Annotated in this window: 18 protein-coding genes and 2 tRNA genes; 13 read left to right on the forward strand and 7 right to left on the reverse strand. The window is 54.4% G+C overall.

The features are described from left to right. Positions 1–53 precede the first annotated feature (53 nt). Complete coding sequence (locus tag CA54_RS23900) at positions 54–917, reverse strand: ABC transporter permease (protein WP_146373531.1); 864 nt, start codon at positions 915–917, stop codon at positions 54–56. Then, positions 917–1,855, reverse strand: a complete 939-nt coding sequence (locus tag CA54_RS23905; RefSeq protein ID WP_146373532.1) for an ABC transporter ATP-binding protein — start codon at positions 1,853–1,855, stop codon at positions 917–919. The genes CA54_RS23900 and CA54_RS23905 overlap by 1 nt, the downstream gene beginning before the upstream one ends. A gap of 301 nt (positions 1,856–2,156) precedes the next feature. Here CA54_RS23905 and CA54_RS23910 point away from each other — a divergent pair, with 301 nt between their 5' ends. After that, the gene (locus tag CA54_RS23910) at positions 2,157–2,402 is read left to right on the forward strand and encodes a hypothetical protein (RefSeq protein ID WP_146373533.1); all 246 of its coding nucleotides are present in this window, start codon (positions 2,157–2,159) and stop codon (positions 2,400–2,402) included. Between the two features lie 22 nt (positions 2,403–2,424). After that, a tRNA-Ser gene (locus CA54_RS23915) sits at positions 2,425–2,513 on the forward strand. Between the two features lie 22 nt (positions 2,514–2,535). Here the strand turns inward: CA54_RS23915 and CA54_RS23920 are convergent. After that, positions 2,536–3,510, reverse strand: a complete 975-nt coding sequence (locus tag CA54_RS23920) for a type I phosphomannose isomerase catalytic subunit (RefSeq protein ID WP_146373534.1) — start codon at positions 3,508–3,510, stop codon at positions 2,536–2,538. 376 nt (positions 3,511–3,886) lie between these two features. Here CA54_RS23920 and CA54_RS23925 point away from each other — a divergent pair, with 376 nt between their 5' ends. Further along, complete coding sequence (locus CA54_RS23925) at positions 3,887–4,081, forward strand: hypothetical protein (RefSeq protein WP_145377261.1); 195 nt, start codon at positions 3,887–3,889, stop codon at positions 4,079–4,081. Between the two features lie 96 nt (positions 4,082–4,177). On the opposite strand, the gene CA54_RS23930 is transcribed toward CA54_RS23925, so the two are convergent. Then, positions 4,178–5,599, reverse strand: a complete 1,422-nt coding sequence (locus CA54_RS23930; RefSeq protein WP_146373535.1) for a YeiH family protein — start codon at positions 5,597–5,599, stop codon at positions 4,178–4,180. 352 nt (positions 5,600–5,951) lie between these two features. On the opposite strand from CA54_RS23930, the gene CA54_RS23935 reads away from it, so the two are divergent. From CA54_RS23935 to CA54_RS23960, 6 genes are all read left to right on the forward strand, one after another. Further along, a tRNA-Phe gene (locus CA54_RS23935) sits at positions 5,952–6,024 on the forward strand. A 240-nt stretch (positions 6,025–6,264) separates the two neighbouring features. Beyond that, complete coding sequence (locus tag CA54_RS23940) at positions 6,265–6,720, forward strand: MarR family winged helix-turn-helix transcriptional regulator (RefSeq protein WP_146373536.1); 456 nt, start codon at positions 6,265–6,267, stop codon at positions 6,718–6,720. 44 nt (positions 6,721–6,764) lie between these two features. After that, positions 6,765–8,102, forward strand: coding sequence for an SCP2 sterol-binding domain-containing protein (locus CA54_RS23945; RefSeq protein ID WP_146373537.1), 1,338 nt, complete (start codon positions 6,765–6,767; stop codon positions 8,100–8,102). A 331-nt stretch (positions 8,103–8,433) separates the two neighbouring features. Beyond that, positions 8,434–9,345: a metallophosphoesterase gene (locus CA54_RS23950; protein ID WP_146373538.1), complete on the forward strand. Its 912-nt coding sequence runs from the start codon at positions 8,434–8,436 to the stop codon at positions 9,343–9,345. Positions 9,346–9,395: 50 nt separating this feature from the next. Then, positions 9,396–9,806: an NINE protein gene (locus CA54_RS23955; RefSeq protein ID WP_146373539.1), complete on the forward strand. Its 411-nt coding sequence runs from the start codon at positions 9,396–9,398 to the stop codon at positions 9,804–9,806. 39 nt (positions 9,807–9,845) lie between these two features. Further along, positions 9,846–10,310, forward strand: a complete 465-nt coding sequence (locus CA54_RS23960) for an SRPBCC family protein (RefSeq protein WP_197532781.1) — start codon at positions 9,846–9,848, stop codon at positions 10,308–10,310. A 112-nt stretch (positions 10,311–10,422) separates the two neighbouring features. Here the strand turns inward: CA54_RS23960 and CA54_RS29600 are convergent, their stop codons facing one another. Then, on the reverse strand, positions 10,423–10,590 hold the full coding sequence (locus CA54_RS29600) for a hypothetical protein (protein ID WP_197532782.1): 168 nt from the start codon (positions 10,588–10,590) through the stop codon (positions 10,423–10,425). Between the two features lie 81 nt (positions 10,591–10,671). Between CA54_RS29600 and CA54_RS23965 the strand changes: the two genes are divergently transcribed. Together CA54_RS23965 and aroF are read left to right on the forward strand one after the other, a co-directional pair. Beyond that, on the forward strand, positions 10,672–11,862 hold the full coding sequence (locus CA54_RS23965) for an ATP-grasp domain-containing protein (RefSeq protein ID WP_197532783.1): 1,191 nt from the start codon (positions 10,672–10,674) through the stop codon (positions 11,860–11,862). Positions 11,863–12,307: 445 nt separating this feature from the next. After that, positions 12,308–13,324 (forward strand): 3-deoxy-7-phosphoheptulonate synthase, encoded by a 1,017-nt coding sequence (aroF, locus tag CA54_RS23970; RefSeq protein WP_146373542.1) that lies wholly within the window; start codon positions 12,308–12,310, stop codon positions 13,322–13,324. A 29-nt stretch (positions 13,325–13,353) separates the two neighbouring features. Here the strand turns inward: aroF and CA54_RS23975 are convergent, their stop codons facing one another. After that, positions 13,354–13,551, reverse strand: a complete 198-nt coding sequence (locus tag CA54_RS23975; RefSeq protein ID WP_146373543.1) for a hypothetical protein — start codon at positions 13,549–13,551, stop codon at positions 13,354–13,356. Between the two features lie 69 nt (positions 13,552–13,620). Further along, the gene (locus CA54_RS23980) at positions 13,621–14,502 is read right to left on the reverse strand and encodes a DUF6677 family protein (RefSeq protein ID WP_146373544.1); all 882 of its coding nucleotides are present in this window, start codon (positions 14,500–14,502) and stop codon (positions 13,621–13,623) included. A gap of 559 nt (positions 14,503–15,061) precedes the next feature. On the opposite strand from CA54_RS23980, the gene CA54_RS23985 reads away from it, so the two are divergent. Continuing rightward, entirely contained in the window at positions 15,062–16,039 is a 978-nt protein-coding gene (locus tag CA54_RS23985; protein WP_197532784.1) for an alpha/beta hydrolase family protein, read from the forward strand. A 65-nt stretch (positions 16,040–16,104) separates the two neighbouring features. Then, a complete protein-coding gene (locus CA54_RS23990; protein ID WP_146373546.1) occupies positions 16,105–16,851 on the forward strand; it encodes a hypothetical protein in 747 nt (248 codons plus the stop codon). The last annotated feature ends 104 nt before the right edge of the window (positions 16,852–16,955 follow it).

Here is a 16,955-nt window from a genome sequence, read left to right on the forward strand (position 1 = left end):
CCGTCACTCTCAAGTATTTTAATGGGAATTGCTCACTGTAATTACCGTGTTGTTCAATCGTGGCCCCGTGTTGCCTGACAGGCGATCCACAGCAGCAACACAGCGAAGCTGACGTGGCCGCAAATCACACTGGGGTCAATTGCTCCGGTGCTGAAACGCGCCAAATGTTCCCAACAGGCAAAACGTTCCGCGACGGACATCCATGCTTCACCGATGTGCCAATGCAACATGGCCCGCGGCACGATACTCAACAGCAACAGTCCAATCATGGCTGAAACAGTCGCCACACTAGCAGCAAAAGGGGCCTTGCAAAGGGTGGTGCAAACCATGCCGACCGCGCAAAGCGATAGCGAAATCGTAGCGATGCCGATCACGCCGCCGATCACATAGCCGCGATCGAATTCCAAACCGATCCCGGGCCAGTAACGCAGTGCCAGCAAACAACAAATCCAAGGCAGCACATTAACGACCACCGCAACCCAAGCCGCCGCGAATTTCCCAGTGAGGACCTGCCACGGTTGGACAGGACTCGTTAATAGCATTTCCCAAATCCCGCGCCGCCGTTCGTCCGCGACCATGCCCATCGTCACCACGGGAACAATCAGCATCAGCGAGAAGACCAAAAAGACATTCGGGCCCAAAAACTGCGACAACGGGTCATCCGCCTGACGCAGCGGCACAACGCGCCCTTGCGCAAGCAGGGTCATCAACAACGAGAAGTGCCAGCCTGCGACCAAAGTCGCCGCCAACAACATCACATAGGCAGCCGGGCGGCGAAAATGACCGAGAATTTCCCAGATGGCAATGGTGCCAATGGTCGACGCATCCCCCAGCAACCGCCCGCCGGCCGAACGGAGAATGCTCCCGGATTGTGTGGCAGGTCGCGTATCGTCGCGATGAGAAACAACTGCGGACATCAGGCCGCCTTTCTGGGTTCAGAAAACACGGCCCTTACGAATCGCGTCTCAAGCTCAGGGAGCGAATTGGTGAGTTCACGGATCGGCCAACCCTGCTCTACACAAATCTCCGCCACCCGCGGACGCACGTCATGCTCATTGCCGCAACGCAGTTCAAAACGTTGCCAATGATCGCCAGATGCGGATTGCTCGACAGCGAGAACACCGTCAATGGTCAATAAGGACGCGTGAATCACCGCGGCTGTCCCGGAGACTTCCAAGCGGAAATGGTGAAATTCGGTACCGGTTCCTAAATCGACGTCATCCACAAGGTGGCCTTGCGACATGACCAACACCCGACCACAAATGGCTTGGGCTTCGGCTAAGATATGTGTCGAGAGGAGCACCGTGTGCTCGGTGGCTAACTCAGCAACGAGACCTCGAAATTGCCGGACTTGTAACGGATCCAATCCGGCGGTCGGTTCATCAAGGATCAACACAGTCGGATCGCTCAACAATGCATCGGCCAGCGCCACGCGCCGCCGCTGACCGTGCGACAGTCGCCCAATGATCCGATGCCGTAAGTTGACGATTCCACAGGCGTGCAAACAGCGATCGAGCTCGCCGACGCGCGAGCGACGCGGCACGTTTTTCAATTTCGCACGGAATGACAAAAACTCTCCGACGCGTGCATCCGGGTAAATCGCGGTCGATTCGGGAAGATACCCCATCTGCCGACGGACCTCCTGTGCGCGGTCGACCGTATCGAAACCCGTTATACAGACCGATCCACGGGTCGGCTTGAGAAATGTAGTCAACATCCGCAATGTCGTGGTTTTCCCCGCTCCATTGGGACCAATCAGACCGACGATCCCCGGCCCGGGTATCTCAAAATCAATTCCGTCGACCGCTCGCGTTTCCCCAAAGGTTTTGACGAGGTTGCGGACAACAATCGACATGACGGAACGCCAATCAATTCAGCAAGTTGCGGTTCGGGCGGAATGAAGGCGGATTTATACGACGCAGCGGTTCAATCGATCAAGACAAGTCTTATCGCTCGGCGAATCGTCAATATCGGCCGGGAGAGGGCCATTTGGCGGCGGTTTCGGCGGTTTCGCGGGAATTCATCGTCCACCGGCCTTGGCAAAATGGCTGATGCCTAGCTAAACTGCATCCCCTCGCGGCGAAATTGATAAAAGATCCCGCGAACAATTTGACAGAAACGGCCTCAATCTCCTTTAGATGACATTAGTTACGATCATGACCAAGAAGCGAGCAGCCACCGAACGGCAACTGGAAAATGCCAAGCAAGCCCTAGCGGCCCGCGAAGCAACTTTGAAAGAAACCGGCGTCGAAACCAAGCGCGACACGATCTGGCGCGGTCTGAACGCCACTGTTCGCGACATTGATCAGAGGCTCAAAGCCATTGGCACCATCGAAGAACGCGAAAAAGCCATGGCGGAACGCCGCATGGCCCCCGCCAACGATTCAGCTAGCGAAGAATAAATTCCCTGCGGGGAACAGTTGAGGAGAGATGACAGAGTGGCCGATTGTGCAGCACTGGAAATGCTGTGTCTCGGGTAACCGGGACCGGGGGTTCGAATCCCCCTCTCTCCGCTTTGAGATAACAGCCGGACGGCTAATCCGGCAAATAGGCGTCTAACATCACCACACGTCCGCGCGGTGTTAATGTGACGGCCTCCACACTCGCTGGAATCAGCCACGTTTGGCCCAATCCCGCCGATTGGGCTGCGGGATCGCCCTCGACGCTCAATTCTCCGGCGATCACCGAAATGATGTGACAGCCGCCGCCGGTCTGTAATTCTACCGGCTTGTCGAACGTCCAGCGGTCCCACACAAATTTGTCGCATTCCACAAGCCTCGCAACGTGTGAGCGATCCGTGGGTACCGGTGTTTGCAATGGGACCGGACCTGCGGTGAAGTCGGTGGCGGCGAGTCCCTGCTCGACGTGCAGTTCCCGAGGCTGACCGTTGGGGCCAATAAAGTTCCAGTCATACAAGCGAAACGTGGTGTCGCTCGCCTGTTGGATTTCAGCGATCAGCAATCCCCCACCAATGGCGTGCACGGTTCCCGCTGGTAGAAACACGCAATCGCCGGCGGTCACTGGAATCGCATGCATGTGGACCTCGCAGGCTCCTTGGGAAATAGCTTGGGCCAATGTGTCGCGGTCGGTTCCCGGTTTCAATCCGGCATAGACCAAACTGCCCGGCTCGGCCGCTAAGACGTACCAAGCTTCGGTTTTTCCCATATCAGGCGGAGTGAGTTGGGCCGCCATGGCGTCATGGGGATGAACTTGGACCGACAGCGTGCGCTGGGCATCCAGAAATTTATAAAGCAGCGGAAATGCCGCTTGCGCATGGCGAATTCCCAGTAATTGCTCGCCATATTCAGCAACAACTTGTGATAACGTTTTGCCCGCCAGAGCTCCGGAGGCGACGACACTTTGGGCGTCTCCATGGTCGACAATTTCCCAACTCTCAGCAAAATGGGGCCCCTCACCGATCGGCTTGCCCAGCACGGAGCCCAAACGCCTCCCCCCCCAGGGATAATTGCGAAAAACAGGCTGCATCCGAAATGGATAGAGTGTATTCATGCGTCTTCCCAGGCTGCCCTCTCAGGATTTGGAGGATTCAGTCGGCGACGAATTCCCCGGTGCGGCACAATCTGACTGAACTCCCCAACAAATTGATATTTTGGCCGTAATACTTGAGATGTGAAACAGCGTCAAGGAGCTTATTGGGTTTGACTTACCACGATGTCGCCTCAAAAAATCGGTGAAAAATCTAGAGATTCGGATTGTCCTTGGTCTAAGAATCGTAAATACTACTCTCAGATCATTAAACCTCCCGCTGGGAGTCAATTGGGGGATGCGCGTTCACGTCGCTTGCCGCCCCTAGGCATGGGCAGTGTCAGGAAACCGCACGATGCGGTTGTTGCAGTCGTCTTTACGGAAGAGGCGGGGGAATCGAATGAGGCGAATTGACTACCGGGAAGGACTTCCGGGGGCACACCTCAGCGACGACCAAGCTCCGACATCCCGTCGTGCTGCTGTCTCAATGGTCGACGCGATCATGGAAGAACTTGCGATGCATAACGTCGACCTGGAATCCGTGACGCTCGAAGAAATGAAGCAACTCTTCACCGACGCCTGTCGCGATTCTTAACGCGCGCGACTGCGGGACAGTTCGCGCATCTCGGATCAGAATCAGCGATTTACATACCGCGTCTTCCTGAGCCGAACATTTTCTCGTTGCTGCACATTATTTGATCAAGGCGGTGGCTGCTTCGGGGAACACCACTTTGAACATCAGCCAAGCCATGAGTAACGTCAGGCTCAAGTTGAGAGTCTGTCCACAAACATACAGAATCAGCGGTTTGCCCCCCTGTAATGACGCTCCCAATTCCCGGAAATTTGTTTCCAGGCCGATGCTGACGAAGGCCAAACAGAAAAACCACCCGCGAAGCGTTTTTGTCGTTCCCCCGATCATGGCATCCAGGACCGCCGGCCCTTCCGGCAGCGTTTCGTGAATGAACGAAAAGATGATCGACGCGCCGACGAAACCGACAATAAATTTCGGAAAGCGATACCAGATTTCCCACAGGCTCACTTTTTGCGATTTCTCGCCGCGATCGACATAAATCGTCCAGTACACCGATACGGCAAACGCGATCACGCCAATCAGAATGTTCTGGATCATTTTTACGGTCATCGCAACGGGGGTGTACTCATCACCCAGAAACTCACCCGCCGCCGCCACCGCACCCGTGGCATCGATGGTCCCTCCCATCCAGGCAGCGCCCACGGTTTTGTCGATCCCGACTGTGGTGATAAACACCGGCATGATGATCATCATGATCACGGTGAACAGCATCGACATCCCCACAGCCAACGTCAATTCCTCTTTCTTCGCACGACAGGCAGCCGCAGTCGCAATTGCCGCTGAAACACCGCACACCGACATGTCGGCGGCGATCGTGATATTCAATGTCCGCGACGCCATGCGGAGAATGCGTTGGCCGAACCAATACGTCGTGGTCAATACGATGGGGGTCACCACCCAGGCAATGATGATCCCCGGTTTGCCCAACGCCAGCAATTTGCCGAATAGAATCTCGGCTCCGAGAACGACCAAACCAGTCTTGATGTAAAATTCCGTTTTGACGGCCGGCTTAATGAATGCCGGCGTGCCAATCGTGTTGCTAATCAGCAATCCCAACACAATGGCCCACAGCGCATATCCCAGATGATACAACTTAACCGTCGCCTGCCCCGCCATCACGAAAGCCAACGTCGCCAACAAAGCCACGGCAAGAAATCCGCAAGCAAAACGAGAAAACGACTTTCCCATCCCCCACTGACCGACGCCGAAAACCACCAAGCTCGCGGCACACACGGCAATCGTCCCTAATAGTACAGAATAATTACCGTCTTTGATCAACGACACTGCCGGATTGTCCGTCCAACTTCCCGGTTTGCGAATCCATTCCGCCAGCGGGTTCGTAAAATCGGCTGGCGATTCCTCCGACTGACCGTAGGTATAGACAGCGGAAAATGCGACAGCCAGAATCGCGCCGCCTAAAATGACCGCCCACCAATCCTCCGTCAATCCGGAGGCATACGTGGGAAGGACCTCATCGTTTTCTGGTTGGAATTCATCAGCTGCCCTGGGCTCGTCCACCATCAGCTTCTCTCAGTCGGTGTGTGATCTCGGTTGTCGCGTCTAGAATCGAACTCTCGTTTGTAAGTGACTGATATTTGCACTCGGTCAGCGAAAACGCAAGCCATCGCCAGAGGTCCGCACAGGCCTGCGGAACAAAACCGGGGCAAGGCTCCCCAAGAAAGTGCGATTCGACGCGGTGCGAGGCCAAACGGCGGTGGACAATCCCTGGCAATCGTCACATTCTGACCAAATCGGCTGAAGCCCCTAAACTTAGTGCTCCTTTTCGGCTCGATCCGGTTGAAAGGTGCTTGGGAATCTGCTAAAAAATCTCGCCGACAAGCATTTAGCGCATCGTGCGGAGCATGTCGGAACCGGACAGGTAGCTCAGTTGGTAGAGCACAGGACTGAAAATCCTGGTGTCGGGGGTTCGACCCCCCCCCTGTCCACTTTACCTAAAGAAAGACCGCACAACATATTGTGTGGTCTTTCTTTTTTTGTGCGGCCGATGATTTCAGTCATCGATGCAATGCCCCCCTGAAAATCAAGGCCGACGGACGTTTTCTGCCGGATCGCTGTGATCGCAAACCTCCCAAGTCAGTCGGTCCTTGGCCATCGATGAAGAAAACTTCTCGAATCAGGTTGCCATGCTGATATTTGTATATACAATATAATGAGGGACAAATGATATGAATGCCAATCAACTCCATACGACAATTGACTCCATTGCCGGAGAATGCATCGCCGTGCGAATGAGAATGCTCAATCGGGACGTAACGAAGATTTACGACGTCGCCTTAAGACCACTGAGCCTCAAGGTGAGCCAAATGAATATCCTTATTGCCGCTGGCAAGATGGGTATCGCTCGGCCGGCAGAGGTCTGTGCGAGGTTACATTTGGATGTGTCGACATTGAGCCGCAATGTGGAGCGTATGAAGGCGCGGGGTTGGCTGGAGGTCATTTCAGACGCGGATGGCAGAGCGCAGCCATTCCGTCTTACAAGCGAAGGAGAGAAACTTTTGAAGAAAGCGGTTCCAGCGTGGGAAAAGGCCCAGCATAAAGCCACCGCCCTACTCGGTGACGATTTCGTCGAGTTGTTGGGGCAAACCGCGCAACGTTTGAGTTTAGACACTCAGTCACATTGATTTTTTTACAAATTAGTTGTATATACAAATACTGGAGTCCCGTCATGAAGATCTCCGAACATCCAACCGTCAAGCAGATACACTCCCGACAGACGCCTCACATTGCTCAACAATCCAAGCCACTTGATGCCGATTGGCTACGCCAACTCGCTTTTGACGCCGGTGCCGATGATGTTGGCTTCGTCCAGATCGACCGTCACGAAATCGATGATCAACGGGATGACATACTGAATGCATTTCCCCGCACGAAGACCCTCATTAGCTATATCGTGCGCATGAACCGAGAGCCACTCCGCACTCCAGCCCGTAGCGTGGCCAATCTTGAATTCCACCATGTCGGCGACAAAATCAACGAGATCGGTCGCAATCTGGTCAGGACGTTGGAAGATCGGGGCATCCGGGCACTCAATCCGGCCATGGGCTTCCCGATGGAGATGGATAACTTCCCCGGAAAGATTTGGGTCGTGTCCCATAAGCCTGTCGCCGTCGCTGCAGGTCTGGGAATGATGGGAATTCACCGTAATGTCATTCACCAGAAATTCGGCAATTTCATATTGTTGGGAACAGTCTTGATTGATGCCGAGGTATCGCAATACGGTCAACCCATCGACTTCAACCCTTGCCTCGAATGCAAACTTTGTGTAGCAGCTTGCCCAGTGGGAGCGATCTCACCGCAGGGCGAGTTCAATTTCTCGGCCTGTTACTCGCATAACTATCGGGAATTCATGGGTGGCTTTACCGACTGGACGGAAGAAGTCGCCGACAGCAAGAACCGATTTGATTATCGCAAACGCGTGAACGACTCGGAGTCTGCCTCGATGTGGCAGAGCCTTTCCTTCGGTGCGAACTACAAAGCGGCGTATTGCCTGTCCGTATGCCCTGCGGGTGAGGATGTAATCGGTCCGTACCTGGCTAGCAAAAAGACGCACCTGAAAGAGATTTTAAAACCACTCCAAGAAAAAGAAGAAACAATCTATGTCCTGAAGAACTCTGACGCTGAAGCGTACGTTGCCAAGCGGTTCGCGAATAAACAAACCAAGTACGTCGGGAATAGCCTGCGGCCCGGCAGCATCAGCGGCTTTCTGCAAGGAGTGCCGCTTGTATTTCAGCCGGGCAAATCAAACGGTCTGAACGCCACATACCACTTTACTTTCACGGGAGCGGAAAACCGCAAGGCGACTATCGTGATCCAAGACAAAAAGATTTTCACCGAAGAAGGGCATCACGGAGAACCGGATTTACGTGTCACCGCTGATACGAAAACGTGGCTCGGTTTTTTAGCGAAAGAGAAGAATATCGCCTGGGCGTTGTTGCGGCGAAAGATCCGCCTCAAGGGATCACCGAGATTACTGCTCGCATTCGGAAAATGCTTTCCGATGTAAGCGTTGTTGTCGATCCATACCCCAGAGCCCCTTGCCGCCAGACGCAGCAACCAGCGGGCTTCGCCGATACCGCTCAAGTCCTTGCCACCCACAAATCAAAGTGGACGAGGTAACGGACAAGCCTTCGGTAGATATACAACCCATTGCTGGACAATGGGGATCTTCTCCAAGACTCAGTGATGTCTGGCGATTGACAGTTAAACATATTTTCGCAGATGCCCCTTCGATGAGGCGATGTCGCTGATATGCTCGCGGGTTGTTGCTACCACTGTGCTGTTTTTCCCATTAGAATGCCCTTTTCCCTCGATCCCTGACTGCAACGAGATCAACCATGATTGACAAGACCGCACGCGAAAGACAAATCCAGCGACGGGCGTTTCTTCGTGATGGTTCGCTGCTGTTGTGTGGGGCGAGTCTCAGTGGCGCGTTGCCGAGTCGCCTGTTTGCCGACAAGACCGATGCTGCACAGCCGCTGCGCATCGGACTGGTCACTGATCTGCATTACGCCGACAAGCCGCATGCCGGGTCGCGATATTATCGGCAGACCTTGGACAAATTGGCCGAAGCGGGGGACGAGTTTCAGAAACAGAAACTCGATTTTGTCGTCGAGTTGGGCGATTTCATCGACGCAGCCGACTCGGTAGAGACCGAACTGGGATATCTCACACGCATCAATCGCGATTTCTCAAAAATCTGCCAGAAACGGCACTACGTGTTGGGGAATCACTGTGTGCAGACGCTGAAAAAAGAAGAATTTCTGGCGGGCGTCGAACAGCCGAAATCGTATTATTCGTTTGATGCGGGGGATTTCCATTTCATCGTGCTGGACGCTTGCTTCCGCAGTGATGGCGAACCGTATGGCCGGAATAATTTTAAATGGACTGATCCCAATATCCCCGCAGCGGAATTGGAATGGCTCAAATCCGATCTCGCCAAGACGACCAAGCCGACCGTCGTGTTTGGCCACCAACGGCTTGATGTGGGCAACCATTATGGTGTAAAAAATGCCTCAGCCGTCCGCAAGATTTTTGAGGACTCCCAAACAGTGTTAGCTGTCTTTCAGGGACACAGCCACAAAAACGACTATCACCAAATTGCCGGAATCCACTACTGCACAATGGTTGCCATGGTCGAAGGCACGGGACCGGAGAACAACGGGTTTTCCACGATGGCTCTCTCGGGCGACGGCACGATCAAGATTACGGGATTTCGCAAACAAGACCGCTATGAATGGCCGGTGTAACCTACTTGCCCTACCGTAGCCATCCACACATTCTCAACCGGAGCACCACGATGTCTACCCCCGTAACGCACAGCGATACGCATTTGAAGACCATTGGCTATATTCTGTGGATTTTTGGATTCACCGGTGCGCATCGGTTTTATTACGGAAAGCAAATCACAGGCACGATCTGGTTTTTCACGGGTGGCCTGTTTTTGATCGGTTGGATCGTCGACCTATTTCTGATCCCGGGCATGGATCGGCAGGCGGACTTTCGTTTTCAGTCGGGAAAGCTGGACTACACATTGGCGTGGATCTTCCTCACGTTCCTGGGCCTATTTGGCGTGCACCGGTTTTATATGGAGAAATGGATCACCGGGATCATCTACCTCATCTCGGGTGGCTTATTTGGACTCGGCTGGCTGTACGATTTGTGGACGCTCAACGAACAAGTCGACGAGATCAACCGCGCGGAAGTTTGAACGAAGCGCCGATCGACATCGATTCCCGGGGGACGATCCGTGACCTCTCCAATTCGTTTTACGTGTGAAAACGTATTGCCGGATACGCCGGAGGATATTGCCGCACACATCCTCGAATTGTCCAACTGGCCCGATTTCACCGGATACGGTCCGTTGCCGGGGATCAAGCAGGCGGAGTTTGAAATCCGTACCCCGGAAGTTGTCGGCACCCGCATTCGCGCATCCAACTGCGACGGATCGAGCCACGTGGAAGAAGTCATCGTGTGGGACCTGCCCAGGCGATTGCAACTCCGCATGCAGGATTTCTCCGCCCCCGTCTCACACATCGCCAGCCATTTCGATGAGTTCTGGGAATTCGCCCCCGCGAATAACGGGACCCAAGTCACGCGCTCGATGGAGCTATACGCCAAGTCGGCACTGACTCGTCCCCTGCTGTGGCTGATTTCGAAGTTCCTCAAGCGCGCAATCGCCCGGCATTTGTGCCAATTGAGCGGCGGCGGTTGAGAGAACCGGCCGTGAGCGTGGAGCACCGACGCTCCCAGAGCGCGCGTCGCTGATGTTGCAAACGTTAGCTTCATCAGGATCGCTACGCAGGGTAGGACGGTTGCTGGTGCGGTCAGCCATGCGAGCGTCCCGATTGCTCCTTCTCACGCATGACCACGAGCAGCAAACTGTGCATAAAATCGTTATCTTCGTTTTTCCCATTAGGCAACTTGGTGAAATGTTGCGGAATCGGTACATCGGGGGGCTTTAGGAAACATTGATGGTGAATAATTGTCAACATTGGTGCCTCCCAATAGGCCCCTATTTGGCCACCTACCAAACCACCGTCGATGACGGCCTCCTTCCCCAGGAAAACCTTCTGATGCGAATCCTCATCACCGCAGCTCGCGCTCCCGTCGTTTTGGACATGATGCGCCATCTGACTCGGCACGGGCACGAAGTGTTGCTGACCGACAGCCGCGCGTTTCCGTTGTCGCGGTTTTCGCGCCTCAAATGCAAATATTTCCGGACAAGCTCTCCCGGTAGCGATCCGGCGCGATACCGCCAAGAAATCCGCGAACTGGCTGAACGCGAATCCGTGGATGTGGTTCTGCCGATGTTTGAAGAAGTCATGCATTTGGCGGCAGGGATCGACGAATTTGACGGTACGACGCGTGTATTTTGCGACGACTTTGAGAAAATCCGCGAAATTCATAACAAATACACCTTCATCGACATCGCCCGCAATGCCGGCATGTCGGTTCCGGATACCTATCTGCTCGATGGGCCGGATGCTCTACAAGACTTTGCTGACTGCGCGACGCAATTTGTATTCAAACCGGTCTACTCGCGGTTTGGGGACCAAGTCCTCTTAGGTCCCGATGCCAAACGTTTCGCGGAAGTGACCCCCTCGGCGCAATGCCCTTGGGTGGCTCAAGAGTTTCTGGATGGCGACTTGTACTGTTCATTTGGCATCGCCCATCAAGGACACTTGCGGTTGCACTCCGCCTATCAGCCGACCTGCTTCGCCGGTCGTGCGGGTATTTTGTTCAACAGTGCCCAAGAGGAGGACATCCTCCGGCAAGTCCAACAGTTGGTCAAACACATTGATTTCACAGGATTCATTTCGTTCGACTTTATTCGCGATCGTCAAGGACGATTCCACGTGATCGAATGCAACCCCCGCTCGACCAGCGGCGTGCATTTCTTGAATGCCACGGATGAAGCGTCCGGTATGGACAGTGGTACGTCATTGAGCCGCGCGGTTCTTGAACCGGATGGACCGTTGATTGAAGCTTCGGCCAATCAAACGCGCATGCTGGGATTCGCCATGGCGATTTATGGCTGGAACAAAAAGAATCACGCCTACGGCTCGTTGCCGGTCTGGCACGGACTGACCGCTGCCAGCGACGTGGTGTTCTCTTGGAAAGACCCATTGCCGGGCGTGGCTGCTCCCATCATGTTGGCCGAGACGATGATCTCCGCTGTGACCAACGGCGTGAAGTTGACCCGTTCCGGAACGTACGATCATGAATGGAACGATTTTCGCACCGAAACATTGGCGAGCGTTTGAATGGAGGCTTGAGGGGACAGGCTTGAGGACGTTCCGGATGTCGCTGCTCCCTCGCCCCTTCCTCGCGGCCCACGCCAATTTTCTCGAGTTGACTCCGACTTGGAACGAACGTATGATGAAAATCGCGTTGAGCGTCTTCCCTTAAATTTCTCAATTGACGACAAGGTTTTCGCGTTAATGTCCGCCCGTTCCTTTAGAAATGAAATCCCGAGCAAAGCTGCTGCCGTTGTCGACGGCGGTTGGTGGTTTGGTTTTTATTTTTTTACCCCGCAAGGGATGGGATTTCCGGAGCACTGACGGTCGCGCACAACGCATCGACACCAAACATAGACAAAGCTCTGAAATCCTCGTGGTTTCAGGGCTTTTTTCGTTGGGCGGCCCCAAAAATCACGGTTCAACCTCTTAAGCCGCCTGACAGTTTGCATTTCTAGCAAAGGGAAAAGCCGTGATTGTCGTTATGAAACTGGGAGCCACCCCCTCCATGGTGGAACGCATGACTCGTCGGATCGAAGAAATGGGACTCAAGGCGCATGTAATCATTGGGACCGAACGGACAGTGATCGCCGCCGTTGGGGATAAGCGGGACGGTGAACAGGAGACTCTGGAGTCCTGTGATGAAGTCGACAAAGTTGTACCGATTTTGGCTCCGTACAAAGTCGCCAGTCGCGAAACGCGTGCCGAGCCAACTTGCGTCAACACGCTGGATCTCAAGATTGGCGGCGGCCACATCGGCGTGATCGCGGGGCCGTGTTCTGTGGAAAGCGAAGAACAACTGCTCACTTCGGCACGCGCGGTTAAAGCGGCCGGGGCGACGGGACTCCGCGGCGGCGCATTCAAACCCCGCACCAGTCCCTATGCGTTCCAAGGGTTGAAAGAGGACGGCCTGAAGTTACTTGCCGCCGCTCGAGACGAAACGGGACTGGCCGTGGTGACGGAAATCATGACGCCCGGGCATATCGATTTGCTGGTCAAATACGCCGATGTGCTGCAAATCGGTGCGCGGAATATGCAAAACTATCACTTGCTGCAAGCGGTTGGTGATGCGGGGAAACCGGTCTTATTGAAACGCGGCCCCTCAGCCACGATGGATGAATTCTTGTTGGCGGCCGAATACATTTTGGACCGCGGGAATTCGCAAGTCGTTTTGTGCGAACGGGGCGTGCGGACATTCGAGACGCATACACGCTTCACCTTGCCGTTGGCCAGTGTCCCCTACCTGCAACAACGGACGCATTTGCCGGTGCTTATCGACCCCAGCCATGGAACGGGTATAGCGTCCTTGGTCCCGCCGATGGCCGCCGCGGCTGTTGCAGTCGGATGCGACGGGCTGATGGTGGAAGTCCATCCCGATCCGTCGAAGGCGCTCAGCGATGGCGCGCAATCGCTCACGCCGAAAGTGTTCGCTGAGATGATGGAGACCTGCCGCACGGTGGCCTCGTCGAGTGGTAAACGCCTGGGGTGAAACGCCTCCCCGGGCAAAGCCAGGCGCGCTCAGCGCTGTACAACAAACAAAAATCCCAAGACCAGTGCCATAAAGATGATGATTGTTGTGAACAAACGACCGGAGCGGCGGAGAATGATCTTGGGCGATTCGTATCGACTGGCGCTGTAAACAAGGCTGACAACCGCCGCTAGTGGAAAGAGGTACCACAAGAAGTTGATCGACGAGAAGAGAATGAGATTCGACATGCGTTTCGGCCGCGTTTCGCGCTTTTTTAAGTTGTAATAGGTGCAGGGGTGAATCGGCGGGGTGATCGGCTACTTCGCTGGCGCGGGTGCCTCTGATTCCTTGTCCGTATTCACGTCCTTGTCAGGTTTTTCTTCGTCGTCGTCCTCACCGTCGCCATAGGCGGGGCCTTCGTAGGCGTCGTAAATCGCCAGGACATTGAGCAAGCCAGCGATCATTGTATAGAGAGTTCCCAATTCGAAATACCGGCCGAGTTCGTTGTTTGCCGTTTCTAAATCGGTGGGAGAATAGATCCGACTGTCATCGTGGAGCGGAGCGGCATACCAATCGGCGATTGACCGCTGCATTCCGCCTGAGGCCAAGCCATTGAATTCCAAATCCTGTCCATCAAAATCGACGGTCCCTTTTAAGTCAAAGGTGAGCCGTCTCTCGCGGAATGGAGCGATCTTGGGATCGATACTTCCCCCATCCACGGTGCCTTGAATGGGGTGTTTGCCTGCGAACACGCCTATGAATTTCCCGGAATACCCACGACCAAAACCAGTTCCCACTGGTTCAATTTGCAGTTCCCCGGCGATGTGTCCATCCAATTCGACGCTACTGGTGACGTCGCTCAATTTCCCCGAAAAGTGTCCCGCTGCCGGTTCATTCAAGATCCGGGGATCCGCGATTTTATCCACGCGTCGCGCTTGAATCACGGCCGGCAAAAACGCCAGTCCGTTCCAGACCTGACAGGCCTGAGGAATAATGCGATCCTTCTTGCCCCAGTTGATGTAGACGACGGTCCAGTCGGACAAGTACATCCCGGTGAAAAACGTCCCCAAGATGCAGACCGAATAGAGCACGCCCTTAAAGGTCCGCCGCTGGTAAAAGTGCCCCAATCCGGGGACTAAAAACGCCAGGATGGCGGCGACACGAGGATCTCGTAACTGAATTTGTGGGGTTTCGGCCATGTTGCCTAAATGCTGCTACGAATGAGACTTGTCAACAACGCACAGATGACCCTGGCAGGTCCTGGGGCGCGAATTATCGGCATTGTAGAGCCCCCCTACCGTTCAAGCCAGCCCAGTCGGACAATTCCACGCAGGTCGGGCTTACAGACCGGTAAATCGAGATACTCTCCCCAACTCTGCATTGATCGTCAGTGAAGGTCATTCGCTGACGCAGCGAGAATCTTGACGACCCGGTTCAAAAAATCTGCTGCTCTGAAGACGATCGGCGTGATTTCCTACCAGTGTGCGGGTAAGATGGAGCACACCTCTGGCGACGATCTTAAAAGCCTTCGGACCTTTCAAAATGTGGAATCGCTTCGGTTTATTGATGCCCAACCGATACATTCTCTCTGCCCTGTTTGCACTACTGTCCACGGCTGCGCCATCTGCTTCTGCGCAACAGACGGTAGTCGAAAAGCAACTAGAACGCTCGCGTCAGCTCTACACCAACAGAGAGCAATGGGCAGGCAGACGGACTGAATTACGCGCGGGCTTCCTGCGCGGGGCCGGTTTATGGCCCTTGCCTGATCGTCCAGTGGTCAACGTCTTCGCACATAGCTGTCGCGAACGGGACGGGTACAGTGTGGAAAACGTCGCACTGGAGACCATGCCTGGTTTTTATTGCACGGGGAATCTGTATCGACCACTTGCAAAAGGCGACGCGGGCGAACTGAGCCAACCGGGGCCGGGGATACTCTGTCCCCACGGGCACTTTCGGCCATGGGGACGCTTTCGGGAGAATCATCAAATTCGCTGCGCCCATTTTGCACGGATGGGGGCGACCGTGTTTTCCTACAGCATGGTCGGCTGGCAGGATTCGACGCAGACGACGCACAACGATCCGTTGGTCTTGGCAATCCAGACGTGGAACAGCATGCGGGCATTGGACTTTCTAGCGCAATTGAAACAAGTCGATCCTCTGCGGTTGGGAATCACCGGCGCCTCGGGTGGCGGGACACAGACGTTTTTTCTGGCGGCGCTGGATGACCGTGTACGAGTATCGGCACCGTTGGTGATTGTTTATCCTTGGACCGCTCCCGATGGATGTCTCTGCGAAGGGGGGCTGCCAGTGATGCAGGCGACGCAGACCAACGCGATCGAACTAGCCGCCTCCGTGGCTCCCCGCGCGCAACTGATTATTTCCGTCGGCGCGCCGGACCCCACAAAAGATTTCCCGAAATTCGGTTTCCCCTTCATACAGAATGTCTACGAAATACACGGACGTAGTGATCATGCCAAATTGTTGCATTTGGCGACTGAGAAGCATGACTTTGGACCGTCCAAGCGCAACGCCGTTTATGCGTTTTTTGCCAAACATCTTCAGATGTCGCCACGGCCGGAAGTTTCGGCGACAATCACAATTGAAACACCCGAGGTCATGGAAGTTTTTTCCGCAACACATCCCCATCCCGCGCATGCGGTGCAAGGGAGTGCGGAGGTCGCGAAAGCCTTTGCCGCCCTATCGCGACCCGATTCCCCTGTGCATGGCGGAGAATAGCCTGCGTAGTCGTTGGCGGCTGTCTGTATTCTTACTTTTTTAATTTCTCAAATGAGGATTCCACAATGAAACGATTCGCGTATTTTTGCAGTGTGACGTTCACCATCGTTGGTTTGTTATTGGCGAGTTCCGCCAAAGCTGCGGAGAAAACCGCAGTCGATCCGTCGGGGACTTGGCGGTGGGAACATGACGAAGGGGGCGAGACCGTCAAGAACGTTCTGAAACTCAACTCCGACGGCAAAAAGGTCTCCGGCACCTACCAAGGCCGCCGCGGACCGTATGAGATTACTGATGGCAAGGTCGATAACGACAAATTGATTTTCGGTTTTAACGTAGATTACGAAGGTCAAACCATCGAAATCAGTTTTGTGGGTAAAATCAAAGCGGACAAAGTTGATGGCACCGTCACGATGAAATCAGATGAGGGTGCTCGCGACTATCCTTGGACGGCAGAGCGCGGTTTAAAAGCGGCCGATACTGTGGGAACATGGAAGCTCTCCATCGAATTGCCGGATGGCAATGTGTTGATGCCCCAATTGAAATTGTCACTCGCCGATGACATGAAAGAGCTCAAAGGGGAATACACCAGCGACGCCTCTGAAATGGAGGTTTCTGACATCAAGGTCAAGGACAGCAAATTGTTCTTCAAAATCAGCGGCGACTTTGGCGGAGGCACATTGACCGCCAATTACAAAGTTCAACCCCGCGGCGATAAGCTCGCCGGAGAGATCGAATACGATTTCAACGGCCAAACGGGTGAACTGGAAGTCACCGGCAAACGGGATGTGAAAAAGAAACCGGAAGCGAAATAATCCGTTTCTAATCGGCTCGTTGACGCTTTAAAAAACGAAATCTCGCCCCGTCCTTGCAAGTGTGCCAGGACGGGGCGTTCGTTTTTAATTGCTGACAAAACCGC

Source organism: Symmachiella macrocystis (assembly GCF_007860075.1).
GTDB lineage: Bacteria > Planctomycetota > Planctomycetia > Planctomycetales > Planctomycetaceae > Symmachiella > Symmachiella macrocystis.